The sequence below is a fragment of the Georgenia satyanarayanai genome (assembly GCF_900116375.1).
GTDB lineage: Bacteria > Actinomycetota > Actinomycetes > Actinomycetales > Actinomycetaceae > Oceanitalea > Oceanitalea nanhaiensis.
Map to the genome: position 1 here is coordinate 120,101 of NZ_UETB01000006.1, position 26,218 is coordinate 146,318.

Below are 26,218 nucleotides of genomic sequence, written 5' to 3' on the forward strand. Positions count from 1 at the left end.
GAGGAAGCGACCAATGCAGAACATCAGTGACCTTCCCTGGCTGAGCCTGCTCATCGTCGTGCCGCTCGTCGCGGCCGCGGTGATCTGGCTCGTGCCCGCCCTCCACCGGGTGGCCCGCACCGTGGGCCTCGTCGTCTCGCTCGTCGTGCTCGCCGGCTTCGTCGTCATGGCGACCGGCTTCGACCTCGGCGCCGCCGCGGAGCAGCAGTTCACCGAGCAGCTCTCCTGGATCCCGCAGCTCGGCGTCTCCTACGCCGTCGGCATCAACGGGCTGGGCCTGACGATGGTGGGCCTGTCGGTCCTCCTCGTCCCGCTCGCGCTGCTCGCCGCCTGGCGGGAGCAGGAGATCGTGCCCGAGGGGGCGGTCGTCGCGCGCCGGCAGGCCGGCTTCGTGGCGCTCGTGCTCCTCCTCGAGGCGACGATGGTGGCGGTCTTCTCCGCCCGCGACGTCTTCCTCTTCTACGTCGTCTTCGAGGCGATGCTCGTCCCGGTGTACTTCCTCATCGGCAACTACGGCGGCCCCAAGCGCCGCCACGCCGCGATCAAGTTCCTCGTCTACTCCCTGGCCAGCGGCCTCATCATGCTCGTCGGCGTCATCGCCCTCGGCGTCATGGGCCCCGGCGGGGAGCAGGCCTTCCTCATCGACACCCTCGCCGGCACCGAGCTCGGCGTGTGGGCCGAGCGGTGGATCTTCATCTCCTTCTTCATCGCCTTCGCGGTCAAGGCGCCGATGTGGCCGGTCCACACCTGGCTGCCCGACGCCGCGCAGCAGGCCTCGCCCGGCACGTCCGCACTCCTCGTCGGCGTCCTCGACAAGGTCGGCACCTTCGGGATGCTCGCGCTGTGCCTCCCGCTCTTCCCCGAGGCCTCCCGCTGGGCGGCACCGGTCATCATCGTGCTCGCGGTCGTCTCGATCCTCTACGGCGCACTCGTCGCCGTGGGGCAGCGCGACGTCATGCGGCTCATCGCCTTCACCTCGGTGTCCCACTTCGGCTTCATCGTCCTGGGCATCTTCGTGCGCGAGGAGGTCGCCCTCACCGGCGCGATGCTCTACATGGTCGCCCACGGCGTCTCGACCGCGGCACTGTTCCTCGTCTCCGGCTTCCTCACCCAGCGCGGTGGCACGCAGGAGATCGCCGCGTACGGCGGCATGCAGCGGGTGACCCCGGTGCTCGCGGGCAGCTGGCTCGTCGCCGGCCTGGCGACCATCGCGCTGCCGGGACTGTCGGGCTTCGTGCCCGAGTACCTCGTCCTGCTCGGCACCTTCCGGGTGAACGTCGTCGCGGCGGTCTTCGCCGTGCTGGCCGTCATCATCGCGGCCCTGTACGTCCTGCTGCCCTACCAGCGGATGTTCACCGGACCGCGCAACGAGACCCTCGCGGCGCTGCCGGACCTCGGCGCCCGCGAGAAGTGGGTCGTGGCCCCGCTGGTCGCCGGCATGCTCGCCCTGGGTCTCGTGCCCGGGCCGGTCATGGACGTCGTGCGGCCGGTGGCCGAGGAGGCCGCGATCGAGCAGCCCAGCGCGCTGGACTCCGCCGCTGTGGCAGGACCTGACGGATCGAACGACGCCGCAGCCGCGGGCGCCGAGGGGAGCGAGCAGTGAACTTCGTCCCACCGCACATCGACTGGGCAGCCCTGACGCCCGTCCTCATCGTGCTCGGCGCGGGCCTCCTCGGCATCCTCGTCGCCGCCTTCGTGCCCCGCCGGGCACGCCGGGGCACCCAGGTCGCTCTCTCGGCCCTGGCGATCGCCGGGGCGCTCGTCGCCGTCGTCTGGCGCTGGACGGTCGTGACCGTCGACGGTCCCCAGGAGGTGGCCGGCGGCAGCCTCATCGAGGACGGCCCCGCCCTCCTCGCCCAGGGCATCATCGCGATCGTCGCGCTCATCGGCCTGCTCGTCATCGCGGACCGCTCCGAGTGGGGTGAGGACGCCTTCGCCGCCCAGGTGGGCACCCGGCCGGGCAGCCCCGAGGAGGCGGAGGCGCAGCGCGCGGGCCTCAGCCAGACCGAGGTCTTCCCGCTCGTCCTCTTCGCGACCGGCGGCATGCTCCTCTTCCCTGCTGCGGGCGACCTCCTCATGATGTTCGTCGCGCTCGAGGTCCTCTCGCTGCCGCTCTACCTCCTCTCCGCCATGGCCCGCCGGCGCCGCCTGCTGTCCCAGGAGGCCGCGCTCAAGTACTTCGTGCTCGGTGCCTTCTCCTCGGCGTTCTTCCTCATGGGCGCGGCCCTGCTCTACGGCTTCTCCGGCAGCCTGCGGCTCTCCGAGCTCGCCGTCGCCGTCCCGAGCACGGGCGGCATGGACGGGTTGTTGCTCGCCGGCTCGGTCCTCCTCATCGTCGGCCTGCTCTTCAAGGTCGGCGCGGCGCCCTTCCACATGTGGACCCCGGACGTCTACCAGGGCGCCCCGACCCCCATCACCGGCTTCATGGCGGCCGCCACGAAGGTCGCGGCCTTCGGGGCGCTGCTGCGCTTCGTCTACGTCGTCGTGCCCGGCCTGAGCTGGGACCTCGAGCCGCTCCTGTGGGGGGTCGCCATCCTCACGATGGGTGTGGGCACCGTCATCGCGCTCGTCCAGACGGACGTCAAGCGGATGCTCGCGTACTCCTCCATCGCCCACGCCGGCTTCGTCCTCGTCGGGGTCCTCGCCCTCGTGCAGGACGGCATCAGCTCCGTGCTCTTCTACCTGCTCGCCTACGGGCTGGCCACGGTCGGTGCCTTCGCCGTCGTCACGCTCGTGCGTGAGCGTGACACGGAGGGCAACGTCACCGGCGAGGCCCTGCACCTGTCCCAGTGGGCGGGCCTGGGCCGACGCAGCCCGGGCCTGGCCCTGGCCATGACACTGTTCCTCCTGTCCTTCGCCGGCATCCCGCTCACCGGCGGCTTCATCGGGAAGTTCACGGTCTTCGCCGCGGGTGTCGAGGGCGGGGCCACCGTGCTCGTCGTCCTCGCCGTTCTCGCCAGTGCTGCCGCCGCGTTCTTCTACGTGCGCCTCGTCGTGCTCATGTTCTTCACCGAGCCCGACGGCGAGCGCACGGCCGTGGTCCGCTCCGAGGGCCTGACCTCGGTGGCGATCGCGGTCTGCGCGCTCGGCACGGTCCTCCTCGGCGTCGTGCCCGGCCCGGTGCTCGACCTCGCCCAGCAGGCGGCGACGTTCCTGCCGTGACCACGTCCATGTTCCAGCTCGGCGACGACGAGCTCAGCGACCGTCTCCTCGCCCACATGGGTGAGGTGGAGGACCGCCTGCGCCAGGCCGTCACGGGCGCCGACGAGCTCGTCGACGCCCCCATGCAGCACCTCGCCGCGGCGGGCGGCAAGCGCCTGCGCCCGGCCCTCACCCTCCTCACCGCCGAGCTCGGCACCGCCGGACGCGAGGAGGTCGTGCGGGCGGCCGTCGCCGTCGAGCTCACCCACCTCGCCACCCTGTACCACGACGACGTCATGGACTCCGCCGCCCTGCGGCGCGGTGCCCCGAGCGCGCACGCCGTGTGGGACAACTCGGTCGCGATCCTCACCGGCGACCTCCTCTTCGCCCGCGCCTCCCAGCTCGTCGCGTCCCTGGGGGCCGACGCGGTGCGGGTGCACGCCGAGACCTTCGAGCGACTGTGCCTGGGCCAGCTGCACGAGACCCTCGGCCCCCGCGAGGGGGAGGACCCGATCGCGCACTACATCCAGGTGCTGGCGGACAAGACCGGGTCCCTCATCGCCGCGTCCGCCCGGTACGGCGCCGTCTTCAGCGGTGCGGGGGAGGAGCTGGCGGGCGTGCTCGAGCAGTACGGCGAGAAGGTGGGCGTGGCCTTCCAGCTCGCCGACGACGTCATCGACCTCGCCTCCGACTCCGCGACCACCGGCAAGACGCCCGGTACCGACCTGCGGGAGGGCGTGGCCACCATGCCGGTGCTCCTCCTGCAGCGCCGCGCCGCCGAGGGCAGGATCGACGCCGAGGGCGCCGCGGTGCTCGAGCGGCTCGCCAGCGACCTCGGCTCGGACTCCGCGCTGCGGGCCGCCGTCGAGCAGCTGCGCGGGCACGACGTCCTCGAGGAGGCCCGTGAGCTGGCCCGCCAGTGGGCGCGTGACGCCGTCACCGAGCTCGCCCCCCTGCCCGAGGGTGCGGTGAAGGAAGCGCTCAAGGACTTCGCCGGCCTCATGGTCGACCGCCTCGCCTAACCCCCACCCCCACTGTCGCAGCTGGTGCGCTGTCCGCCGGAGGCGCCCGTTCTCCGGTCGCTCAGGTCACTGATCGCGAAGTTGGGGGGAGGGGCGGAGGGGTGTGTGCGGAGCGCTTAGACTGGACGGCGGATTTCCCTGCCCGCACTCTCGACCAGACGAGGCCCTGTGACCAAGCCACTGCGCGTTGCGCTCATCGGCGCCGGCCCGGCCGGCATCTACGCCGCCGACATCCTGTCCAAGGCCGGCCTCGAGGTCTCCATCGACCTCTACGAGCGCCTCCCCGCCCCCTTCGGCCTGGTCCGCTACGGCGTCGCCCCCGACCACCCGCGCATCAAGCAGATCATCGTCGCGCTGCAGAAGATCCTCGGCCGCGGCGACATCCGGCTCATCGGCAACGTCGACGTCGGCACGGACGTCTCGATGGAGGAGCTGCGGCGCCACTACGACGCCGTCATCATCTCCACCGGTGCCGACAAGGACGCCCCGCTGCCCGTCCCCGGCATCGACCTGCCCGGCAGCTACGGCGCCGCGGACTTCGTCTCCTGGTACGACGGCCACCCCGACGTCCCGCGCACGTGGCCGTTGGAGGCGCAGAGCGTCGCCGTCCTCGGCGTCGGCAACGTCGCGCTCGACGTCGCCCGGATCCTCGCCAAGCACGTCGAGGACCTCATGCCCACCGAGGTCCCCGCGAACGTCGTCGAGGGCCTGCGCCAGAGCCCCGTCACCGACGTCCACGTCTTCGGCCGCCGCGGTCCCGCCCAGGTGAAGTTCACCCCCCTCGAGCTGCGTGAGCTCGGCAAGGTCCCCGACGTCGACGTCATCGTCTACGAGGAGGACTTCGAGTTCGACGAGGGCTCCGAGGCCGCGATCCGCTCGACGAACCAGACCAAGCAGGTCGTCAAGACGCTCACGGACTGGACGCTGCGCGACCCGGAGGAGCTCACCGCCTCCCGGCGCATCCACCTCCACTTCCTCCACCGGCCGGTGGAGATCCTCGGCACCGACCGCGTCGAGGGCATCCGCACCGAGCGCACCGAGCTCGTGGGGGACGGCACCGTGCGCGGCACCGGCACCTTCGTGGACACCCCGGTCCAGGCCGTCTACCGGGCGGTCGGGTACTTCAGCTCCGCGCTCGACGGCGTCGCCTTCGACGACGTCGCGGGCGTCGTCCCCAACGACGAGGGCCGCGTCCTGGACGAGGACGGCGAGATCGTCACCGGCCTGTACGCCACCGGCTGGATCAAGCGGGGGCCGGTCGGTCTCATCGGGTCGACGAAGTCCGACGCGCAGCAGACGATCGGCCACCTCGTCGCCGACGTCGAGTCCGGGCGCATCGCGGCGGGCGCCGCGCCGGCCGAACCCGACGCGCTCATCGCCGCTCTCGAGGAGCGCGGCGTGCCGACCACCAGCTGGTCCGGCTGGGAACTCCTCGACGCCTACGAGCGTTCCCTCGGTGAGGCCGAGGGGCGCGAGCGCGTCAAGGTCGTGCCCAGGGACGAGATGACCCGTGTGTCGCGGGGGGAGGAGAGCTGAGCATGGACGGCGGTCGACGGCACCTCAACGGGGTCAAGACCGCGGCGCTCTTCGGCGTCATGTGGGCCGTTCTCCTCGGGATCGGCGGCCTCGTCTCCAGCGGCACCGGCTCGGGCGCCTTCATCTGGGTCTTCGCCCTCATCGGCGTCGGCACGACGTTCTACAGCTACTGGAACTCCGACAAGCTGGCGATCCGCGCCATGGGCGCCCGTCCCGTCTCCGAGGCGGAGGCGCCGGTCATGTACCGGATCGTCCGTGAGCTCTCGACGACGGCGCGCCAGCCCATGCCGCGGCTGTACGTCTCGCCCACCGTCCAGCCCAACGCCTTCGCCACCGGCCGCAACCCGCGCAACGCCGCGGTGTGCTGCACGGCCGGCATCCTGCAGATCCTCGACGCGCGCGAGCTGCGCGGGGTGCTGGGCCACGAGCTCATGCACGTGTACAACCGCGACATCCTCACCTCGTCGGTGGCCGCGGCCATCGCCGGCCTCATCACCTCCGCGGCACAGTTCCTCCTGTTCTTCGGGGGTGGGCGCGACCGTGGCGGCAACCCGCTGGCGATGATCGCGACGGCGCTGCTCGCCCCGATCGCCGCCTCGCTCATCCAGCTGGCGATCTCCCGCACCCGCGAGTTCGACGCCGACGAGGACGGCGCCCAGCTCACCGGCGACCCGATGGCCCTGGCCTCGGCCCTCGCCAAGCTCGAGCGCGGCACGGCGGCCGCCCCGCTGCGGCCCGAGCCGCGGCTCGAGGACGTCTCGCACATGATGATCGCCAACCCCTTCCGGGGCCGCGGCATGACCAAGCTCTTCGCCACCCACCCCCCGATGGCCGAGCGGATCGCCCGGCTGGAGCGGATGGCCGGCTACCGCTGAGCGGCGGTCGTGGCGGCGCGCCCCCTGGCGCGCCGTCTGCCGCGCCCTCTCGCGCGACTGTGCGCCTCTCGCGCCACTGTGCGCCCGGTCGACCGGGCGCACAGTGGGCTCGACGGGCGCAGGGTGCGGCGGCGGTGTGCGCGCCGGGGGGAGGGGGCGCTGCGGGCGCTCAGCGGTAGTTGACGAACTGCAGGGCGGCGTCGATGTCGTCGGCGCCCTTGAGGAGCGCGATGACGTTCTGGAGGTCGTCGCGGTTCTTGGAGGAGACGCGCACCTCGTCGCCCTGGATCTGCGTCTTGACGCCCTTGGGGCCCTCGTCCCGGACGAGCTTGGTGATCTTCTTGGCGTTCTCCGAGCTCAGCCCCTCCTTGAGGGTGCCGACGAGGCGGTACTCCTTGCCGGAGGCCTGCGGCTCGTTCTCCCCGGTGTCCAGCGCCTTGAGCGACACCCCGCGGCGGATGAGCTTGCTCTGGAGGACGTCGAGCACCGCGAGGACCCGCTCCTCGGAGTTGGCCTTCATGAGGATCGCGTCCTCGCCGCTCCACTCCACCGCGGCGCCCACGCCCTTGAAGTCGTAGCGCTGGGAGATCTCCTTGGCGGCCTGGTTGACGGCGTTGTCCACCTCCTGGCGGTCGATCTTGCTCACGACGTCGAAGGACGAGTCCGCTGCCATCGGTGGGTCTCCTTGGGTGCGAGGTGGATCACGCGGGCCGCTGGTTGGGAGCACCCGCTCCGGCTTGGTATTGTTCCACTCGGTCCTGCACGGACCAAGGCGGGTTGCCCGAGCGGCCAAAGGGAGCTGACTGTAAATCAGCCGCGGAATGCTTCGCAGGTTCGAATCCTGCACCCGCCACGTGAGACGGCCCGGATCCGGTGGATCCGGGCCGTCGTCGTCGGTCGCGACGGTCGGTCGGTGACGTGAGGCAGGCCACGCCTCACGGATTTCGCCGAGCCGCCCCGAGCATGTACGGTTGTCAGCGCCGCCCCGATAGCTCAGTCGGCAGAGCGTCTCCATGGTAAGGAGAAGGTCAAGGGTTCGATTCCCTTTCGGGGCTCCGATCGACGTCCACGTCGTGCGTCACGTAACATGGCGTGCCGGCCATGGTCGACGATCATGGCGGGGTAGCTCAGGTGGTTAGAGCACACGGCTCATAATCGTGGTGTCGCGGGTTCGAGTCCCGCCCCCGCTACTGAACGACACGGCTCCGGGGCCCCGGAGCCCCGATGAACGCGAGGAATACCGTGGCCAGCAAGTCCAGCGACGTCCGTCCGAAGATCACCCTCGCCTGCGAGGAGTGCAAGGAGCGGAACTACATCACCAACAAGAACCGGCGGAACAACCCCGACCGGCTCGAGGTGAAGAAGTACTGCCCGCGCGACAACCGCCACACGATCCACCGCGAGACCCGCTGACCGGTCTACGCTGACCGCGTGAACGACAGCCCCGGCCGCCCCACCAGCGTCAACCTGACGCTCGTGGGGCGTTCGTACGCCCCCAGCGAGACCTACCGCGTCTCCGCCGCGAAGATCGCCGAGATGGCCGCGGCCACCGGTGCCACTCACCCCGTGCACACCGACCCTGCCGCCGCCCGCGAGCTCGGCTACGACGACGTCGTCGCGCCGCCCACCTTCGCCGTCGTCCTCGCCCAGCGCGCGGAGCAGGCCTACGTCGCCGACCCCGAGTCGGGGATCGACTTCTCCCGCGTCGTGCACGCCGAGGAGCGCTTCACCCACCACCGCCCGATCGTCGCCGGCGACGCCCTGCGCACGACCGTCCACGTCGACTCGATCACCGAGCGCGCCGGTATCGCCATGGTGAGCACCCGGGCCGAGATCGCCGACGGCGCCGGAGCGCCTGTCGCGACGGTCCGCTCGACGCTCGCCGTGCGCGGGGAGGGACGTTGATGGACCTGTCCACCCTCGCCGTCGGCGACGAGCTGTTCACCCGCACCTACGCCGTCGACCGCGCGCTCCTCGTCCGCTACGCCGGTGCCTCCGGGGACTTCAACCCGATCCACTACAACGAGCGCGTCGCCCGGGAGGTCGGCCTCGACGGCGTCATCGCCCACGGGATGGCGACGATGGGCCTGGCCGCGGCGGCCGTCGCCGACTGGGCCGGCGACCCCGGCGCCGTCGTCGACTACGGGGCGCGCTTCACCCGCCCGATCGTCGTGCCCGACCCCGGTGAGGTCGAGCTCGAGGTGACCGGGAAGGTCGGGGCCCTGGACGCCGCGGCCGGCACCGTGCGCGTCGACCTCACGGCGCGCGCCGCGGGCGTCACGGTGCTCGCCAAGGCCCAGGCAGTGGTCCGGCCCAGGTGAGCGCCACCGTCTCGCCCGCCGGCCGGCGGGCGACCGGTGCGGTGCTCGGCGTCTTCGCCCTCAACGGCTTCCTCTTCGCCAGCTGGGTCTCGCGCCTGCCCGCCGTCCGGGACGCGCTCGAGCTCAGCCCCGGCCAGATGGGCGCGCTCCTCCTCGTCGGCTCGGTCGGCTCGCTGCTGGCCCTGCCCGTGGGCGGAGCGGTCGCCCAGCGCGCCGGTGCCGCACTGACCGTCCGTGGCGGGGTGGTGGTCGCGGTCGCGGGCTTCGCCGTCGTCGCTGCCGGACTGCTCTCGAGTGCCGTCCCGCTGCTGGCCGTCGGTCTGCTCGTCGCGCAGATGGGGATCGCCGCCTGGGACGTCGCGATGAACCTCGAGGGCGGTCTCGTCGAGCACGAGATCGACCGGGAGATCATGCCGCGCTTCCACGCGGGCTTCTCCCTCGGCACCGTGGCGGGGGCCGTCCTGGGGGCGGCCGCGGCGCTCCTCGGGGTGCCCGTGATCGCGCACCTTGCGGTCGTGGCCGCCGCCGTCGCCGTCGGTGGCGTGGCCGCCAGCCGCGGCTTCCTGCCCTTCACACCCGCGCCCCTCGAGACGGGGCGACGCCGGCGCCTCGCCGCCGCGCTCGGCGGCTGGCGCGAGCCGCGAACGATCCTCGTCGGCGTCATGGTCCTCGCCTTCGCGCTCACCGAGGGTGCCGCCAACGACTGGCTCGCCCTCGGCGTGGTCGACGGCTTCGGCACGTCCGACGCCGTCGGGGCCCTCGGTTTCGGCGTCTTCGTCACGGCGATGACCGTCATGCGGCTGGCGGGGGAGCGGCTGCTCGCCCGCTTCGGACGCGTGGCGGTGCTGCGCGGCACGACCGTCCTCGCCCTCGTCGGCCTCCTTCTCTTCGCCCTCTCCCCGGTGCTGTGGCTCGCGCTCCTCGGTGGCGCGCTGTGGGGCCTGGGCGCGGCGCTCGGCTTCCCGGCGGGCATGAGCGCGGCCGGCGACGACCCGCTGCGGGCGGCCACCCGCGTCTCGGTCGTCGCCTCGATCGGCTACACGGCCTTCCTGTGCGGCCCACCGCTTCTCGGTCTGCTCGCCGAGCACGTCGGCTACCGGCGGGCCATGCTCGCGATCGCCGTGCCGCTCGCCGTCGCCTTCCTCGTCAGCCGCGCCGCCCGTCCGCTCGCGCAGGACGGCGCGCTGGACGCGCCGGCGCCCGGCCGCGCTTAGATTGGTCCGGTGAGCACCGAGCAGCCCCTGGCCGGGCCGCCCACCCTGGGTGAGCTGACGACCTTCCGTGTCGGTGGGCCGGTGGCCCGCCTCGTCGAGGCGACCTCGGAGGCCGACCTCGTCGACACCGTGCGCGAGGCCGACGAGCGGGGCCGTGCGCTCCTCGTGCTCGGCGGAGGTTCCAACCTCCTCGCCTCCGACGACGGCTTCGACGGCGTCGTCGTGCGTGACGCCCGGCGCGGCATCCGCACCGAGTCGCAGTACGCGTGCGCGGGCGTCTCGATCACCGTGCCGGCCGGGCACCCGTGGGACGACGTCGTGGCCACCGCGGTCGCCGAGGGCTGGCGCGGCGTGGAGGCCCTGTCCGGCATCCCCGGCTCGACCGGCGCCACCCCCGTCCAGAACGTCGGCGCCTACGGCCAGGAGGTCGCCGAGACCCTCGAGACGGTGCGCGTCTACGACCGGCTCGAGCGGCGCACCCGCACGCTCGTGGTGAGCGAGCTGGGACTGGGCTACCGCACGAGCGTGCTCAAGCGCTCCCTCACCGACACCCGGGCGGGCGGCGGACGCACCTGGGGCCCTACCGGGCGGTACGTCGTCCTCGAGGTCGGCTTCCAGCTCGCGCTCGGCTCCACCTCGGCGCCCGTGCGGTACGCCGAGCTCGCGCGCGCGCTCGACGTCGAGATCGGCGCCCGGGCGCCGGCCGCCGAGGTGCGGCGGGCCGTGCTCGAGCTGCGCCGCGGCAAGGGCATGGTCCTCGACGACGCCGACCCCGACTCGTGGTCGGCCGGCTCCTTCTTCACCAACCCGGTGCTCACCGTGGAGCAGGCCGACGCGCTGCTGCCGCCGGACGCCCCGCGGTTCCCGGTGGAGGACCGCTCCCGGCCGGTGTTCGGCGCCACCCCGCCCGCCGTCCCGGGCCTGGTCAAGACCTCCGCCGCCTGGCTCATCTCCCGCGCCGGCGTCGAGCGCGGCCAGGGCGACCCGCGGCGCGCCGCTGTCTCGGGCAAGCACGTCCTGGCCCTGACCAACCGCGGGGAGGCGAGCGCCGCCGACGTCGTCGAGCTCGCCCGCACGGTGCGCGACGCCGTCCGCGCGCGCTTCGGCGTCGACCTCGTCCCCGAGCCCGTCCTGCTCGGCGTGTCGCTCTAGGACGCCAGCCAGGCGTCGATCTCGGCCAGCCAGTGCCGCTTGCTCGACTCCGCGGCCAGGCTCGCGCGCACCGACCCGCGGGCCAGCTCGGCGACGGCGGCGTCGTCCATGCCGTGGTCCTCCCGCGCGATGCGGTACTGGTCGGTGAGCCGGGAGACGAACAGGAGCGGGTCGTCGGCGCTGAGCGCGATCCGGGCCCCCGCCTCGTGCAGCGTGCGCAGCGGCACGTCCGCGGCCGTGGGGTAGACCCCGAGGGCGACGTTGCTGGCCGGGGCCAGCTCGAGCGCGATCCCCGCCTCGCTGACCTTCTCGAGCAGCGCGAGGTCGTCGGCGAGCCGCACGCCGTGCCCCAGTCGCGTGGGCCCGAGGTGGGTGAGGACCGAGCGGACGTGGTCGGGACCGAGGAGCTCACCGCCGTGGGGCAGGCTCGCGAGCCCGGCCTGGCGCGCGATGGTGAAGGCGGGGGCGAACTCGCTCGTGTCCCCGCGACGCTCGTCGTTGCTCAGCCCGAAGCCGATCACCTCGCCCGGGCCGTCGCCGCTGTGGCGCACCGCGAGCCGTGCCAGGGTGCGGGCGTCGAGCGGGTGGCGGGTGCGTGAGGCGGCGACGACGACGCCGACCTCCACCCCCGTCGTCCGGCTCGCCGCCCGCGCCTCGTCCAGGACGATCTCCAGCGCGGGGGTGAGCCCGCCGACGAACGGGGCGTAGGACGTCGGGTCGACCTGGATCTCCAGGCGTCGGGACCCCTCCGCGGCGTCGTCCTCGGCGGCCTCCCGCACGATCCGCCGCATCGCGGCCTCGGTGCGCACGACGGCGCGGGCGGCGTCGTACAGGCGCTGGAAGCGGAACCACCCGCGCTCCCCGGCGGGCACGCGCAGGGCCTGCCCGTCGAGCAGGGCCGGGGGGAGACGGATCCCGGCGTCCGTGGCGAGCTCGGCCAGGGTGCTGGGCCGCATCGATCCGGTGAAGTGGAGATGCAGGTGGGTCTTGGGCAGCGTCGTCAGGTCCCGCACGGCCCGAGTCTTTCACGGACCCGGCTGCGGGGACGGGCGGCGGCGCCCCGCCCCGCCGTGGTGGACTGTCTCCCATGGACAAGGCGGTGTCGCAGGCCGAGCGGGACGACGTCGCCCTGCTCACCGGCCCCGGGGCGGGGGAGGTGCTGGGGGCGGCGCTCTCGGCCGAGGGCGCCACGCTGGGCCCCTGGCGGGTCCACACGGTCCACCACCGGCCAGGTGCCGGCGTCACGGTCGGCTACACGGTCCGCACCGGCGGCGACGGCCCCGACGACTACCTGTGCGCGACGACGGGTCGGGTCACCACTCCGGCGGGCGAGGGGCTCGTGCGCCTGGAGAGCGGCGGCAGCGTCGTGCACGTGTGGCGTCACCCCGCCGACCCCGAGCTCCCGGCGCTCGCCGCGGCGTGCTCGCCGGCCGGGCTGGCCCAGCGCCTCGGGACGGACCGGCAGCCGACGGTCGAGCTGCTCGCCTACCGGCCACTGCGCCGCGCCGTCGTGCGGGCGCGCGGAGCGGGCCTCACGGACGGGGAGGTGTACGCGAAGGTCGTGCGGCCGCGCGCGCTGGGCCAGCTCGCCACGCGCCACCGGATGCTCACCGCCGCCGGCGTCCCGGCCCCCGAGGTGCTGCACGAGGACGCCGACGGGCTGCTCGTCATCCGCGCGGGCCGCGGCACCTCGCTGGCGAGCGCGCTGGCCCGCGGCATGGAGCCGGCGCGCGCACGAGCCGTCCTCGAGGACGTCGTCGGCGTCCTCGACCGCCTGCCCGGCGCCGCGCTCGAGCTGCCGCTGCGGCCGGCCTGGGCCGAGCGCGCCGGGCACTACGCCCATGCGGCGAGCGTGGTGCTGCCCGAGCACCGCGCCCGCATCGAGTCCCTCGCCGACGGCGTCGCCGCCGCGCTGGCGAGCACGGACGCCGGGCCCGTCGTCCCCACGCACGGGGACCTCTACGAGGCCAACCTCCTCATGACCGACGGGAGCGTCAGCACCCTGCTCGACGTCGACTCCCTCGGCCCCGGGCACCGGGTGGACGACCTCGCCTGCCTCCTCGCGCACGTGAGCGTGCTGCCGCACCTCGCCCCGCGCACCTACCCGGGCGTGCCGGCCGTGCTGCGGACGTGGACCGAGCAGTGCGAGCGCCTGGTGGACCCCGGTGCCCTGCGAGCCCGGGCGGCGGGGGTGGTGCTCTCGCTCGTCGCCGGCGCGCGGCGCGCGGGTGCGGTGGACTGGCGCACCGACGCCGAGGGACGGCTGGCGGAGGCTGAGGGCTGGCTCGCCGGCGCCGGATGAGAGTCCTCTCATCCGGCGCTCCTCCGCCTCTCATGTGCAGGCGGTGGGCTGGGGCCAGGTGCGGTGCGCACCGCGCGAGGAGGGGCTGACGATGAGCGTCCGACGGTGGGTCACGACCGGTGTGCTGGGGGCCCTGGGCCTCGGTGGGGCGGGCTGGGCAGCCCTGACCGTCACCCAGCCACCGGGGAGCCAGACGCTTCCCGCGGTGCGGGTGGGCGACGAGGAGGCCTCCGCACAGGTGGGCCCCGACACCCGCGCGACCGACCCTGCGTCGCCTGCCGCGGGCAGCGCCGCGACGACGCTGACGGCCGCCTCGGTACCGTCTGCCGCGACCCCGGCGGAGCCGCCGCGCAAGACGGCCTCCACGCTCCCTGCCCGTGAGCCCGCCGCCGGCGAGCCGGCTCCCGAGCCGGCCCCCGCCCGTACCCAGGCTCCTGCCCGCACGCAGGCTCCGGTCACGCAGCCCGCCCAGCAGCCCACCCAGGTCAGCGCACCCACCGCCGTCTCGGCCCCCAGCCCCGTCACGGCCCCCTCACCCGTCTCGCCCGCCAGCCCGCAGAGCGCCCCGTCGGCCGACTCCGGCGACTGATGAGAGTCACCTCATCTCCTGCTCCTCGTCGTCTCACCCACCGCCGGTTGAGTAGGTGCCACAGCCCGCCACGGCGGCCGACGACAGGAGATGAAGGATGAGCACACGCAGGAGCTGGATCGTCACCGGAGCGCTCGGGGCCGTTGCGCTCATCGGCGGCAGCGTGGTCGGTGCGAGCGCTGAGGACTCCGCCACCGCCGCGGGGGCGGGCATCGACGTCGCCGCCGCCGCGACCGACGCGCCGACGGCCGGGGCCCCGACCCGGCCCGAGGCGGACGCCCGCGCGACCGACCCGGCCTCGCCCACCGCCGGCTCGGCCCTCACGGCCCAGACGGCCGTCAGCGCGCAGTCACCCGCGACCCCGCCGAGCCCGGTGAGCGCTCAGAGCCCGGCCACGCCGCCGAGCCCGGTGAGCGCTCAGAGCTCGGCCACCCCGCCGAGCCCGGTGAGCGCCCAGAGCCCGGCCACCCCGCCGAGCCCCGCGAGCGCCCAGAGCCCGGCCACCCCGCCCAGCCCCGCGAGCGCGCCCAGCCCTGCCAGCGCCCAGAGCGCGGGGAGCCCGGCGTCGGCCGACTCCGCCGACTGACGCCGTCACGCGCCGAGGAGCCGGCCCCGCAGCGGGGCCGGCTCCTCCGCGCGAGGTGCACGCGCGGGGAGCGACCCTCTCAGCGGGTGGTGTCGACGAGGCGGTAGCCCATGCCACGCACGGTGACGATGCGCTCGGCGCCGACCTTCTTGCGCAGGTAGCGGACGTAGACGTCCACGACGTTGGACCCCGGGTCGAAGTCGTAGCCCCACACCCGGTCGAGCAGCTGCTCACGGCTGAGCACCTGGCCCGGGTGGGACAGGAAGGTCTCGGCGAGGGAGAACTCGCGGGCGGACAGCTCGACCTCCCGGCCGGCGACCGTCGCGTGCCGGGTGCGCAGGTCCAGGGACAGGTCACCGAAGGAGAGGACGTTGGTCGCCTGGGTGCTCTGCTCCGGCGCGCGCAGGCGCAGCCTGATCCGGGCGAGGAGCTCCTCGAAGCGGAACGGCTTGGGCATGTAGTCGTCGGCCCCGCCCTCGAGCCCGGCGACGGTGTCGTCCACCGAGGTGCGAGCCGTGAGGATGATGACCGGCAGGGACGAGCCGGCCTCCCGCAGGCGGCGCAGCACGGTGAAGCCGTCCATGTCCGGCAGGCCGATGTCGAGGACGAGCAGCTGGACGTCCCCGGCCAGCGCGAGGGCGAGCGCCTCCTGTCCGGTCGTCACGGCCGTCGAGGCGTACCCGGCGGCGCGCAGGCCCTTGGTGATGAAGGAGGAGATGCCGGGTTCGTCCTCGGCGATCAGGATCTGGGACATCAGCGGGTTCCGTCCTGGCCGGCGCCCTCGGCGGCGACCTCGTCGGGGTCGACGACGATCTCGTCGTCGGGGATGAGGGCGGGCTGGGCGCCGGGCGCGGGCAGGACGAGGGTGAAGCGCGACCCCTTTCCCGGGGCGGAGGCGACGACGACCCGCCCCCCGTGGTTGGCGGCGATGGCCGCGACGATCGACAGGCCCAGGCCCGAGCCCCCGGCCGGGCGTCGCTGCGGTCCTGTCACCTGGGCGAAGCGCTCGAAGACCCGGTCCTGCTGCTCGGGCGGGATGCCGATGCCCTCGTCCTCCACCCACAGGGTCAGGCAGTCGTCCTCGAGGCGGGAGCCGAGGCGGATGGTGCTGCCGTCGTCGGAGAACTTGACCGCGTTGGCGGCGAGCTGGAGCAGGGCCTGGGTCACGCGCTCGGGGTCGACGTCGACGACGGCCTCGGCACGCGTCGTCACCCGCCAGCGTCGGTTGCCGAGCTGCCGTGCCTGGTCGAGCACGTTGTCGAGGAGCGTGCCGACGTCCGTCGGCTCGGTCCGGACGAAGTCGGGGGCCTCGGACCTGGCGAGCAGGACGAGGTCGTCGGCCAGCCGGTGCATCCGGTCCAGCTCGCGCAGCGCGAGCGCCCGGGTCTCGGTGGCGTCCTGCTCGTCGGTCGGGTCCATGAGCTCGAGGTGGCCCCGCACGATGGTGATCGGCGTGCGCAGCTCGTGCCCGGCGTCGTCGAGCAGCTGACGCTGGGAGCCGAAGGCCGTCTCCAGCCGGCCGAGCATGTCGTTGAACGTCCGGGCGAGCTCGGACAGGTCGTCCGTGCCGTCCACCGGGATGCGGCGGGACAGGTCGGTGACGCTGATCTGCTCCGCCGTCTCGCGCAGCGTCCGCAGCGGCCGCAGCAGGCGGCCGGAGAGCACCCACGCGACGACGGCGAGGACGAGCAGCGAGCCGGCGGCGACCAGGCCGTAGGTGCGGAAGGTCGCGCCGACCTCCGCCTGCTGCGCGTCGCGGTCGAAGGCGAGGAGCATCGCGCCCGGCGCCGAGTCCCCGACCTGGACGGGCACGGCGGCGTAGCGGTACTCCCGTTGGGAGGTGCGCAGCGTGTCGATGACGACGCGGTCCAGCTGCCAGGCGTCCGAGACGGCGTGGACGAGCTCGGGGTCCAGGGCGAGGGGGACCCCGATGTCCTGCGTCTGGTAGCGGACGTTGTCCCGGATGAAGGCGATCATGCCCTCGTTCGTCGCCGGCACCTCGCGGCTCATCATCGTGTACAGCAGGCGGTCGGAGTCCCGGAAGGCCCGGCCGGTGTCCGGGTCGACGCCCGTCTCCGCCAGGGTGCGAAGCTCGGTGATCGTCCGGTCGAGGGCCTCGTCGATGTCACCGTCCACGCGGATGCGCTGCAGCCCCCACGCCGTCCCCCCGGCCGCGGCGAGGGCGAGCGTGCTGAGCACCAGCACGGTCGCGAGGATGCGGGTGCGGACCGTGAGGGGACGACGACGGCGGGTGCTCACGTGGTCAGTATCGGGGCCCGGCATGAGACAGGGATGAGAAAAGGCCCGGGCAGCTCGCCCGGGCCTCTCCCACCGTGTCCTCAGGCGAGGAGCTCCTGGATGCGCCGGATGCCCTCGACCATGTCGTCGGTCCCGAGCGCATAGCTCAGGCGCAGGTACCCGCTGGGACCGAAGGCCTCACCGGGCACGACGGCGACCTCCGCCTCCTCGAGGATGAGCGCGGCCAGCTCCGCGGAGGTCTGCGGCGTACGGCCGCGGATCGTCCGCCCCAGGACGCCCTCGACGTTCGGGTAGGCGTAGAACGCGCCCCGCGGGGTGGGGACCTCGATGCCCTCGATCTCCCGGAGCATGCTCACCATCGTGCGGCGGCGCTCGTCGAAGGCCTCGCGCATCGTGGCGACGGCGCTGAGGTCGCCGGACACCGCGGCGAGGGCAGCACGCTGGGAGACGTTGGCGACGTTCGAGGTGAGGTGGGACTGGAGGTTCGTCGCCGCCTTGATGACGTCGCTCGGGCCGACCATCCAGCCCACGCGCCAGCCGGTCATCGCGTAGGTCTTGGCGACACCGTTGAGGACGATCGTCGTGTCGGCGAGCTCGGGGACGGCCCGCAGCACGGGGGTGAACACGGCGTCGTCGTAGACGAGGTGCTCGTAGATCTCGTCGGTGATGACCCACACGCCGTGCTCGTGGGCCCAGCGGCCGATCGCGGCGGTCTGCTCGGCGGAGTAGACCGCGCCGGTGGGGTTGGACGGCGAGCAGAAGAGCAGCGCCTTGGTGCGGGAGGTGCGGGCCGCCTCGAGCTGCTCGACCGTGACGAGGTAGTCCTGGTCGGAGCCGGCGACGACCTCGACGGCGCGCCCGCCGGCCAGCGCGATGGCCTCCGGGTAGGTGGTCCAGTACGGGGCGGGCAGCAGGACCTCGTCACCCGGGTCGATGATCGCGGCGAAGGCCTGGTACACGGCCTGCTTGCCGCCGTTGGTCACGAGGACCTGGTCCGGGGAGATCTCGTAGCCGGAGTCGCGCAACGTCTTGGCGGCGATGGCCTCGCGCAGGACGGGCAGCCCCTTGGCGGGGGAGTAGCGGTGGTTGACCGGGTCCTGCGCCGCGGCGACGGCAGCGTCGACGATGTACTGCGGGGTGGGGAAGTCCGGCTCGCCGGCGCCGAAGCCGATGACCGGCCGCCCGGCGGCCTTGAGTGCCTTCGCCTTCGCGTCGACCGCCAGCGTGGCGCTCTCGGCGATCGCCGCCAGCCGGGCGGAGACGCGCGTGGGGGACGGGGTGCTCGGGGTGCTCGTGTGCTCGCTCACCCGGCTATGGTGGCACGGCTCGTGGATGCCGTCCCCGGGCCGCCCGCCCCGCGGACGAGGTCCCGCGACGAGCGTCACCCGGGACCCTATTCGACCAAGCGGCCCCGGACGCGTACACTCGATCCCTGGTGGCTCTCGACCACCCGCTGGACCGCGCGCTGCGACGGTCCGTCGGGGACGGGGCCGCGAAGGGCAGTGGCGCAATTGGTAGCGCACCGGTCTCCAAAACCGGCGGTTGTGGGTTCGAGTCCCTCCTGCCCTGCAGCAGCGGCGTCGGTACGGCGCCCTCGGTAACGACACCCAGACCAGTGAGGAAGACCGCCTGTGAGTGAGTCCGCGAGCACGACCTCGGGCAAGCCCGAGCGTGCCGGCCGCGACGGGGCCGGGGCGACCAAGAAGCGTGGTCTCTTCGCCCGGATCGCGCTGTTCGTCCGCCAGGTGATCGCCGAGCTGAAGAAGGTCGTCAAGCCTACCCGCAACGAGCTGTTCACGTTCTTCGTCGTCGTCATCGTCTTCGTGCTGGCGATCATGGCCTACGTGGGCCTTGTCGACCTGGGCTTCGGGCGACTGGCGCTGTGGGTGTTCGGCGGCTGAGACCGCCCCCCGCAGCATCGAACTACGACGCAAGAAAGTTGGTGACCCCGTGACTGAGGAGACCGTGGAGCACACGGCCCAGGACGAGGCTCCTGACGACATCCCCAACGACCTGCCAGGTGCGGAGGCCGAGACCCCCGCGGCCGTGGAGGAGGGTGCGGCCGCCGGCGAGGACTCGACCCCGGCCGAGGACTCGGCCGTCGTCGAGGACGACGCCGAGGACGCGGAGGACGTCTCCCCCGAGGAGGAGTTCCGTCGCGAGCTGCGGCTGCAGCCGGGCCACTGGTACGTCGTGCACTCCTACGCGGGCTACGAGAAGCGCGTCAAGGCGAACCTCGAGAACCGCATCCAGAGCCTCAACATGGAGGACTACATCTTCCAGGTCGAGGTCCCGATGGAGGACGTCGTCGAGATCAAGAACTCCCAGCGCAAGCTCGTCACCCGGGTGCGCATCCCGGGCTACGTGCTCGTGCGCATGGACCTGACCGACGAGTCGTGGGGCGCGGTGCGCCACACGCCCGGTGTCACCGGCTTCGTCGGCCACACGCACCAGCCGGTGCCGCTGACCGAGGACGAGGTCTTCTCGATGCTCGCCCCGACCCTCGCCCCCAAGGAGACGGCCAAGGCCGCGGCCGGCGGGAGTGCCCCGAGCACCCCGATCGAGGTCGAGTTCTCCGTCGGCGAGTCCGTCACCGTCACCGACGGGCCCTTCGAGACCCTCCCGGCCACGATCTCCGAGATCAGCCCGGAGCAGCAGAAGCTCAAGGTGCTCGTGTCGATCTTCGGCCGGGAGACCCCGGTCGAGCTGTCGTTCTCGCAGGTCGCCAAGATCTGAGCGGACGGCTCCCCGGCGCACGCTTCCTGCTGCGCCGGACCCGCAAGGCGGCGTCGGCGGTCACCGACGCCCAGGAACATAAGGACGCACCATGCCTCCCAAGAAGAAGGTTGCAGGCCTGATCAAGCTCCAGATCCAGGCCGGCGCCGCGACCCCCGCGCCGCCCATCGGCCCCGCGCTGGGCCAGCACGGCGTGAACATCATGGAGTTCTGCAAGGCGTACAACGCCGCGACCGAGTCGCAGCGTGGCAACGTCGTCCCCGTGGAGATCACGGTGTACGAGGACCGCTCGTTCACCTTCGTCACCAAGACCCCGCCCGCCGCCGAGCTCATCAAGAAGGCCGCCGGCGTCGCCAAGGGTTCCGGCACCCCGCACACCGCGAAGGTCGGCACCCTGACGATGGCCCAGGTCCGTGAGATCGCCGAGGGCAAGATGGTCGACCTCAACGCCAACGACGTCGACGCCGCCGCGAAGATCATCGCCGGCACCGCCCGTTCCATGGGCATCACCGTCTCGGACTGAGACGCCAGGGCGCTCCCCGCGTCCGTCGTTCCAGGCGCCTCGGCGCCACGTGGCAGGGTCCGGCGCGGACCCGCAGACCACGACTGCTCACACTAGGAGAAGCAGCATGACCACGCGCAGCAAGAACTACCGCAAGGCGGCCGAGAAGATCGACCGCTCCCAGGTCTACGCCCCCCTCGAGGCCGTGCGCCTCGCCAAGGAGAACGCGACGACCACGTTCGACCAGACCGTGGAGGTCGTCTTCCGTCTCGGCGTCGACCCCCGCAAGGCGGACCAGATGGTGCGCGGCACCGTCAGCCTGCCCCACGGCACGGGCAAGTCGGCCCGCGTCCTCGTCTTCGCCGTCGGCGAGCGTGCGGCGCAGGCCGAGGCTGCCGGTGCCGACGAGGTCGGTGGCGACGAGCTCATCGAGAAGGTCGCCGCGGGCTACACGAACTTCGACGCCGCCGTCGCGACCCCGGACCTCATGGGCAAGGTCGGCCGCCTCGGCCGCGTGCTCGGACCCCGTGGCCTCATGCCCAACCCCAAGACCGGCACGGTGACCATGGACGTCGCCAAGGCCGTGACGGAGATCAAGGGCGGGCGGATCGAGTTCCGCGTCGACAAGAACTCCAACCTCCACTTCATCGTCGGCAAGGCCTCCTTCACCGAGGAGCAGCTGGTGGAGAACTACGCCGCCGCCCTCGACGAGGTGCTGCGGCTCAAGCCGGCCTCCGCCAAGGGCCGGTACATCTCCAAGGCCACCATGGCCACGACGATGGGCCCGGGCATCCCGCTCGACGCCACCCTCACGCGCAACCTCACCACGGACACCCCGTCCTGACCTGAGAGCACGTCAGCAGCGCCCCGGCCCGCGAGGACCGGGGCGCTGCTGCATCTGTGGGGTGCGGCACACCGGCGCACCCGGGCTTGGACCGCGGGGCGGTGCCGGGGTACTGTTGCCTCTGCCCAAGACCGCCGGTCCCCTGTCAGCCATGACGGGTCGAAGTCCGCAGCAGCGGAGCCAGCGCAGGTGATCATGTGACGCCGTCTCGCGACGCGCCCCGTGCACACCCTGCGCGGGGCTTTTTTGTTGCTCGACCTCATCCTCCGGCGGCACGACCGAGAAGGAGGGCCATGGCGAGGCCTGACAAGGTGGCGGCAGTCACCGAGCTCACGCAGCAGCTGCGTGAGGCAAACGCCGTCGTGCTCACCGAGTACCGCGGGCTCAGCGTCGGTCAGCTCAAGGAGCTGCGCCGCTCGCTCGGCACCAATGCCAGCTACGCCGTCGTGAAGAACACGCTGACCGCCATCGCGGCGAAGGAGGCGGGACTCGACGAGCTCGAGAACCAGCTCTCCGGTCCCACCGCGATCGCCTTCGTCACGGGTGAGCCCGTGGACGCGGCCAAGGGTCTGCGCGACTTCGCGAAGAGCAACCCCCAGCTCGTCATCAAGGGCGGTGTCCTCGAGGGCCGCATGCTGTCGGCGGAGGACGTCGACAAGCTCGCGAGCCTCGAGAGCCGTGAGGTGCTGCTGGGCAAGGCGGCTGGCGCGTTCAAGGCAGCGCTCTACCAGGCTGCGTACATGTTCACCGCGCCGGCCACCCAGGCCGCGCGCACCATCGAGGCCCTGCGCGAGAAGCAGGCCGCCGACGCCGCCTGAGGCTTCGGTACCCCCACCCCACCCTGCTCCACGCAGTAGACAGCACAGGGCAGAACAACCAGGAAGGACGCCACCATGGCGAAGCTCACCACCGACGAGCTCATCGAGGCTTTCAAGGAGCTCACCCTCATCGAGCTCTCCGAGTTCGTGAAGCAGTTCGAGGAGACCTTCGAGGTCACCGCCGCTGCTCCGGTCGCCGTTGCCGCGGCCGCCCCGGCCGGCGGCGGCGACGCCGGCGCCGCCGAGGAGGAGAAGACGGAGTTCGACGTCGTCCTCGACGCGATCGGCGACAAGAAGATCCAGGTCATCAAGGAGGTCCGCGCGCTCACGAGCCTCGGCCTCAAGGAGGCCAAGGACCTCGTGGACTCGGCTCCCAAGGCCGTCCTCGAGGGCGTCGACAAGGACGCCGCGGACAAGGCCAAGGAGGCCCTCGAGGGCGCCGGGGCCACCGTCTCCGTCAAGTGACCTCTCACTGACACCGGCCTCACGGCCCGTCACGGCCCGGCACCCCTCGGGGTGCCGGGCCGTCGGCGTCCCCGGGATCTCCCGGCGCGTCCTGACTTCTCCCGCCCCAAGCGATGGCGTATGGTGAGCGGCGTCGGTTCGAACCAGGGCCCACAGCGCGACGGTGCGCTGGACATAGCCCTGCGCACGTGTGTATGCTGTCGCTTTGCGCTGACTTCTGCCTGCCTGTCTGCCGCCATCGTACCCGTGCCGGGTCGACGCGACGAGGAGACAGTCCCGACAGCGCAGTGTGCACACAATTCGCAGGGAAGGACCCCCTTTGGCTGCCTCGCGCACCTCTTCTGTTCCCACCGCTGAAGACATCGCCACACGGCTCGCATCGCGCCGTGTCTCGTTCGCCAAGATCCAGGAGCCGCTCCAGGCGCCCGACCTCCTCGGGCTGCAGACCGAGAGCTTCGACTGGCTCCTCGGCAACCCGGCGTGGCGCGACCGCGTCGCCGCTGCCATCGAGCAGGGCGACAAGAACGTCCCTCGCACCTCGGGCCTGGAGGAGATCTTCGCGGAGATCTCCCCGATCGAGGACTTCGGCCAGTCGATGTCCCTCTCCTTCAACGACCACCGCTTCGAGCCGGCGAAGTACACGCCGGAGGAGTGCAAGGAGAAGGACTTCACCTACGCCGCCCCGCTGTTCGTCACGGCGGAGTTCACCAACTACGAGACCGGCGAGATCAAGTCGCAGACGGTCTTCATGGGCGACTTCCCGCTCATGACCGAGCGCGGCACGTTCATCATCAACGGCACCGAGCGTGTCGTCGTCTCCCAGCTCGTCCGTTCCCCGGGCGTGTACTTCGAGCGCAGCGCCGACAAGACGTCCGACAAGGACATCTTCACGACGAAGATCATCCCCTCGCGCGGCGCCTGGCTCGAGTTCGAGATCGACAAGCGCGATGCGGTCGGCATCCGTATCGACCGCAAGCGCAAGCAGTCGATCACCGTCTTCCTGCGTGCGCTGGGCATGACCGAGTCGGAGATCCGCGAGGAGTTCGCCGAGTACCCGGTCCTGCTGGAGACCCTCGAGAAGGACAACGTCAGCACCCAGGACGAGGCCCTGCTCGACATCTACCGCAAGGTCCGCCCCGGCGAGCCGCCGACTGTCGAGGCCGGTCGCAACCTCCTCGACAACTACTACTTCAACCCCAAGCGCTACGACCTCGCGAAGGTCGGCCGCTACAAGGTGAACAAGAAGCTCGGCACCGGTGGTGACCTCACCGAGTCGGTGCTGCGCGTCGAGGACATCAAGGCCGCGGTCCGCTACCTCCTCGCCCTGCACAAGGGCGAGACGGAGTACACCGTCGAGCGGGACGGCGAGCAGGTCGCCGTGCGCGTCGAGACCGACGACATCGACCACTTCGGCAACCGCCGCATCCGCTCCGTCGGCGAGCTCATCCAGAACCAGATCCGCACGGGTCTGTCCCGGATGGAGCGCGTCGTGCGCGAGCGCATGACCACGCAGGACGTCGAGGCGATCACGCCGCAGACCCTCATCAACATCCGGCCGGTCGTCGCCTCCATCAAGGAGTTCTTCGGCACGTCGCAGCTGTCGCAGTTCATGGACCAGAACAACCCGCTGGCCGGGCTGACGCACAAGCGTCGTCTCAACGCCCTCGGCCCGGGTGGTCTGTCCCGTGACCGCGCGGCGATGGAGGTCCGTGACGTCCACCCCTCGCACTACGGCCGCATGTGCCCGATCGAGACCCCTGAGGGCCCGAACATCGGCCTCATCGGCTCGCTCGCGACCTTCGCCCGGATCAACCCCTTCGGCTTCGTCGAGACCCCGTACCGCCGGGTCACCGACGGCCAGGTCACCGACGAGGTCGACTACCTCACGGCCGACGACGAGGACCGGTACGTCATCGCGCAGGCCAACGCCAAGCTCGACGACGAGGGCAGGTTCCGCGAGGAGCAGGTGCTCGTCCGGGCGAGCGGGGGCAGTGGCGAGATGGCCGCCGTGCCGGCCGCCGACGTCGACTACATGGACGTCTCCGCCCGCCAGATGGTGTCCGTCGCGACCGCGATGATCCCCTTCCTCGAGCACGACGACGCGAACCGCGCGCTCATGGGCGCCAACATGCAGCGTCAGGCGGTCCCGCTGGTCCGCAGCGAGGCCCCGCTCGTGGGCACCGGTCTCGAGCGCCGTGCCGCCGTGGACGCCGGTGACGTCATCGTCGCCAGCAAGGCCGGCGTGGTCACCGAGGTCTCGGCCGACGCGATCCACGTCGCCGCCGACGACGGCACGAACCAGGTCTACCGCGTCGCGAAGTTCCGCCGCTCCAACCAGGGCACGTCCTACAACCAGCGTGTGCTGGTCGACGAGGGCGACCGCGTCGAGGTCGGCTCCTCGCTGGCCGACGGCCCGGCGACCGACGACGGCGAGCTGGCCCTGGGCCGCAACCTCCTCGTCGCGTTCATGTCGTGGGAGGGCCACAACTACGAGGACGCGATCATCCTCTCCCAGCGCCTCGTGGCCGAGGACGTCCTGTCCTCGATCCACATCGAGGAGCACGAGGTCGACGCCCGCGACACCAAGCTCGGCGCCGAGGAGATCACCCGGGACATCCCGAACGTCTCCGAGGACGTGCTCGCCGACCTCGACGAGCGCGGCATCATCCGCATCGGTGCCGAGGTCAGCGCCGGCGACATCCTCGTCGGCAAGGTCACCCCGAAGGGCGAGACCGAGCTGACCAGCGAGGAGCGCCTGCTGCGCGCGATCTTCGGCGAGAAGGCCCGCGAGGTGCGCGACACGTCCCTCAAGGTGCCCCACGGTGAGTCCGGGACCGTCATCGGGATCCAGGAGTTCAACGCGGACGAGGACGACGAGCTGCCCGCCGGCGTCAACCAGATGGTGCGCGTCTACATCGCCCAGCGCCGCAAGATCACCGACGGCGACAAGCTCGCCGGGCGCCACGGCAACAAGGGCGTCATCTCCAAGATCCTCCCCGTCGAGGACATGCCCTTCCTCGAGGACGGCACGCCGGTCGACATCATCCTCAACCCGCTCGGTGTGCCCGGCCGCATGAACGTCGGCCAGGTGCTCGAGACCCACCTCGGGTGGGTCGCCAAGCAGGGCTGGGACGCCACCGAGGCGCCGCAGGGCGAGGGGACGTGGACCGAGAACCTGCCCGAGGGCGCACTGCGCGGAGAGGCCGGCACGCCGGTCGCGACGCCGGTGTTCGACGGCATCCACGAGCACGAGCTCACCGGTCTGCTCGGGCACACCACGCCCAACCGTGACGGCGAGCGCATGGTCGGCACCGACGGCAAGGCGCGTCTGTTCGACGGCCGCTCCGGGGAGCCCTTCCCCGAGCCCGTCGCGGTCGGCTACATGTACATCCTCAAGCTCCACCACCTCGTGGACGACAAGATCCACGCCCGCTCCACCGGCCCGTACTCGATGATCACCCAGCAGCCGCTGGGCGGTAAGGCACAGTTCGGTGGCCAGCGCTTCGGTGAGATGGAGGTGTGGGCCCTGGAGGCCTACGGCGCCGCCTACGCGCTGCAGGAGCTCCTGACGATCAAGTCCGACGACATCCCCGGACGCGTCAAGGTCTACGAGGCCATCGTCAAGGGCGAGAACATCCCCGAGCCCGGCATCCCCGAGTCCTTCAAGGTGCTCATGAAGGAGATGCAGTCCCTGTGCCTGAACGTCGAGGCCCTGGACGCGGAGGGCAACGCCATCGAGCTGCGTGACGCCGACGAGGAGGTCTACCGCGCTGCCGACGAGCTCGGGATCGACCTGTCGCGTCGTCCCGACGCCAGCAGCGTCGACGACATCTAAGAGGCCGCGGCTGCCGTGACG

25 protein-coding genes and 4 tRNA genes are annotated in these 26,218 nt (G+C 72.2%); 24 read left to right on the top strand and 5 right to left on the bottom strand.

Annotated elements, in window-relative coordinates; translation table 11 throughout:
* The first annotated feature begins 13 nt into the window (after positions 1-13).
* The 5 genes from DSZ44_RS10130 to htpX all read left to right on the top strand — a co-directional run bounded on the left by DSZ44_RS10130 (position 14) and on the right by htpX (position 6,574).
* Positions 14-1,603, top strand: a complete 1,590-nt coding sequence (locus DSZ44_RS10130; protein ID WP_110852501.1) for an NADH-quinone oxidoreductase subunit M — start codon at positions 14-16, stop codon at positions 1,601-1,603.
* Entirely contained in the window at positions 1,600-3,162 is a 1,563-nt protein-coding gene (gene nuoN / locus DSZ44_RS10135; RefSeq protein ID WP_110852502.1) for an NADH-quinone oxidoreductase subunit NuoN, read from the top strand. Before DSZ44_RS10130 ends, nuoN begins: the two co-directional genes overlap by 4 nt.
* The gene (locus DSZ44_RS10140; RefSeq protein WP_373681248.1) at positions 3,159-4,163 is read left to right on the top strand and encodes a polyprenyl synthetase family protein; all 1,005 of its coding nucleotides are present in this window, start codon (positions 3,159-3,161) and stop codon (positions 4,161-4,163) included. The genes nuoN and DSZ44_RS10140 overlap by 4 nt, the downstream gene beginning before the upstream one ends.
* 168 nt (positions 4,164-4,331) lie before the next feature.
* On the top strand, positions 4,332-5,699 hold the full coding sequence (locus DSZ44_RS10145) for an FAD-dependent oxidoreductase (protein WP_258369400.1): 1,368 nt from the start codon (positions 4,332-4,334) through the stop codon (positions 5,697-5,699).
* A gap of 2 nt (positions 5,700-5,701) precedes the next feature.
* Positions 5,702-6,574: a zinc metalloprotease HtpX gene (htpX, locus tag DSZ44_RS10150; protein WP_110852503.1), complete on the top strand. Its 873-nt coding sequence runs from the start codon at positions 5,702-5,704 to the stop codon at positions 6,572-6,574.
* A gap of 169 nt (positions 6,575-6,743) precedes the next feature.
* Here the strand turns inward: htpX and DSZ44_RS10155 are convergent, their stop codons facing one another.
* On the bottom strand, positions 6,744-7,247 hold the full coding sequence (locus tag DSZ44_RS10155) for a YajQ family cyclic di-GMP-binding protein (RefSeq protein WP_110852504.1): 504 nt from the start codon (positions 7,245-7,247) through the stop codon (positions 6,744-6,746).
* Positions 7,248-7,345: 98 nt separating this feature from the next.
* Here DSZ44_RS10155 and DSZ44_RS10160 point away from each other — a divergent pair.
* The 8 genes from DSZ44_RS10160 (at position 7,346) to DSZ44_RS10195 (ending at position 11,261) form a co-directional block, all read left to right on the top strand.
* Positions 7,346-7,427 (top strand) — tRNA-Tyr (locus tag DSZ44_RS10160).
* A gap of 129 nt (positions 7,428-7,556) precedes the next feature.
* Positions 7,557-7,629 (top strand) — tRNA-Thr (locus tag DSZ44_RS10165).
* A 61-nt stretch (positions 7,630-7,690) separates the two neighbouring features.
* Positions 7,691-7,764, top strand: a tRNA-Met gene (locus DSZ44_RS10170).
* Positions 7,765-7,798: 34 nt separating this feature from the next.
* On the top strand, positions 7,799-7,987 hold the full coding sequence (gene rpmG / locus DSZ44_RS10175; protein WP_110852505.1) for a 50S ribosomal protein L33: 189 nt from the start codon (positions 7,799-7,801) through the stop codon (positions 7,985-7,987).
* An 18-nt stretch (positions 7,988-8,005) separates the two neighbouring features.
* Positions 8,006-8,479, top strand: coding sequence for an FAS1-like dehydratase domain-containing protein (locus DSZ44_RS10180; protein ID WP_258369401.1), 474 nt, complete (start codon positions 8,006-8,008; stop codon positions 8,477-8,479).
* Positions 8,479-8,895, top strand: a complete 417-nt coding sequence (locus DSZ44_RS10185; RefSeq protein WP_110852506.1) for a MaoC/PaaZ C-terminal domain-containing protein — start codon at positions 8,479-8,481, stop codon at positions 8,893-8,895. Before DSZ44_RS10180 ends, DSZ44_RS10185 begins: the two co-directional genes overlap by 1 nt.
* A complete protein-coding gene (locus DSZ44_RS10190) occupies positions 8,892-10,109 on the top strand; it encodes an MFS transporter (protein WP_110852507.1) in 1,218 nt (405 codons plus the stop codon). The genes DSZ44_RS10185 and DSZ44_RS10190 overlap by 4 nt, the downstream gene beginning before the upstream one ends.
* A gap of 9 nt (positions 10,110-10,118) precedes the next feature.
* On the top strand, positions 10,119-11,261 hold the full coding sequence (locus DSZ44_RS10195) for a UDP-N-acetylmuramate dehydrogenase (protein WP_220035155.1): 1,143 nt from the start codon (positions 10,119-10,121) through the stop codon (positions 11,259-11,261).
* On the opposite strand, the gene DSZ44_RS10200 is transcribed toward DSZ44_RS10195, so the two are convergent.
* On the bottom strand, positions 11,258-12,274 hold the full coding sequence (locus tag DSZ44_RS10200; RefSeq protein WP_110852509.1) for an adenosine deaminase: 1,017 nt from the start codon (positions 12,272-12,274) through the stop codon (positions 11,258-11,260). The two genes, DSZ44_RS10195 and DSZ44_RS10200, sit on opposite strands and share 4 nt — an antisense overlap.
* Positions 12,275-12,348: 74 nt before the next feature.
* Here DSZ44_RS10200 and DSZ44_RS18960 point away from each other — a divergent pair, with 74 nt between their 5' ends.
* The 3 genes from DSZ44_RS18960 (at position 12,349) to DSZ44_RS18075 (ending at position 14,738) form a co-directional block, all read left to right on the top strand.
* On the top strand, positions 12,349-13,563 hold the full coding sequence (locus DSZ44_RS18960) for a phosphotransferase (RefSeq protein WP_110852510.1): 1,215 nt from the start codon (positions 12,349-12,351) through the stop codon (positions 13,561-13,563).
* A 91-nt stretch (positions 13,564-13,654) separates the two neighbouring features.
* A complete protein-coding gene (locus DSZ44_RS10210; protein WP_146237517.1) occupies positions 13,655-14,152 on the top strand; it encodes a hypothetical protein in 498 nt (165 codons plus the stop codon).
* Between the two features lie 97 nt (positions 14,153-14,249).
* Positions 14,250-14,738: a hypothetical protein gene (locus DSZ44_RS18075; RefSeq protein WP_146237518.1), complete on the top strand. Its 489-nt coding sequence runs from the start codon at positions 14,250-14,252 to the stop codon at positions 14,736-14,738.
* Positions 14,739-14,817: 79 nt separating this feature from the next.
* On the opposite strand, the gene DSZ44_RS10220 is transcribed toward DSZ44_RS18075, so the two are convergent.
* From DSZ44_RS10220 to DSZ44_RS10230, 3 genes are all read right to left on the bottom strand, one after another.
* Positions 14,818-15,492, bottom strand: a complete 675-nt coding sequence (locus tag DSZ44_RS10220) for a response regulator transcription factor (RefSeq protein WP_110852513.1) — start codon at positions 15,490-15,492, stop codon at positions 14,818-14,820.
* A complete protein-coding gene (locus DSZ44_RS10225; RefSeq protein ID WP_258369402.1) occupies positions 15,492-16,997 on the bottom strand; it encodes a sensor histidine kinase in 1,506 nt (501 codons plus the stop codon). Before DSZ44_RS10225 ends, DSZ44_RS10220 begins: the two co-directional genes overlap by 1 nt.
* 80 nt (positions 16,998-17,077) lie before the next feature.
* Positions 17,078-18,304, bottom strand: coding sequence for a pyridoxal phosphate-dependent aminotransferase (locus DSZ44_RS10230; RefSeq protein WP_181424600.1), 1,227 nt, complete (start codon positions 18,302-18,304; stop codon positions 17,078-17,080).
* A 189-nt stretch (positions 18,305-18,493) separates the two neighbouring features.
* On the opposite strand from DSZ44_RS10230, the gene DSZ44_RS10235 reads away from it, so the two are divergent.
* The 8 genes from DSZ44_RS10235 to rpoB all read left to right on the top strand — a co-directional run bounded on the left by DSZ44_RS10235 (position 18,494) and on the right by rpoB (position 26,197).
* Positions 18,494-18,566, top strand: a tRNA-Trp gene (locus DSZ44_RS10235).
* 62 nt (positions 18,567-18,628) lie between these two features.
* Complete coding sequence (secE, locus tag DSZ44_RS10240; protein ID WP_110852516.1) at positions 18,629-18,898, top strand: preprotein translocase subunit SecE; 270 nt, start codon at positions 18,629-18,631, stop codon at positions 18,896-18,898.
* A gap of 49 nt (positions 18,899-18,947) precedes the next feature.
* Positions 18,948-19,733, top strand: a complete 786-nt coding sequence (nusG, locus tag DSZ44_RS10245; protein WP_110852517.1) for a transcription termination/antitermination protein NusG — start codon at positions 18,948-18,950, stop codon at positions 19,731-19,733.
* A gap of 91 nt (positions 19,734-19,824) precedes the next feature.
* Entirely contained in the window at positions 19,825-20,256 is a 432-nt protein-coding gene (gene rplK, locus DSZ44_RS10250) for a 50S ribosomal protein L11 (RefSeq protein WP_110852518.1), read from the top strand.
* Between the two features lie 106 nt (positions 20,257-20,362).
* Positions 20,363-21,079: a 50S ribosomal protein L1 gene (gene rplA / locus DSZ44_RS10255; RefSeq protein ID WP_110852519.1), complete on the top strand. Its 717-nt coding sequence runs from the start codon at positions 20,363-20,365 to the stop codon at positions 21,077-21,079.
* A gap of 293 nt (positions 21,080-21,372) precedes the next feature.
* On the top strand, positions 21,373-21,897 hold the full coding sequence (gene rplJ, locus DSZ44_RS10260; RefSeq protein ID WP_110852520.1) for a 50S ribosomal protein L10: 525 nt from the start codon (positions 21,373-21,375) through the stop codon (positions 21,895-21,897).
* Positions 21,898-21,972: 75 nt separating this feature from the next.
* A complete protein-coding gene (gene rplL / locus DSZ44_RS10265) occupies positions 21,973-22,362 on the top strand; it encodes a 50S ribosomal protein L7/L12 (protein ID WP_110852521.1) in 390 nt (129 codons plus the stop codon).
* 319 nt (positions 22,363-22,681) lie between these two features.
* Positions 22,682-26,197, top strand: coding sequence for a DNA-directed RNA polymerase subunit beta (gene rpoB / locus DSZ44_RS10270; protein WP_110852522.1), 3,516 nt, complete (start codon positions 22,682-22,684; stop codon positions 26,195-26,197).
* Positions 26,198-26,218: the final 21 nt, after the last annotated feature.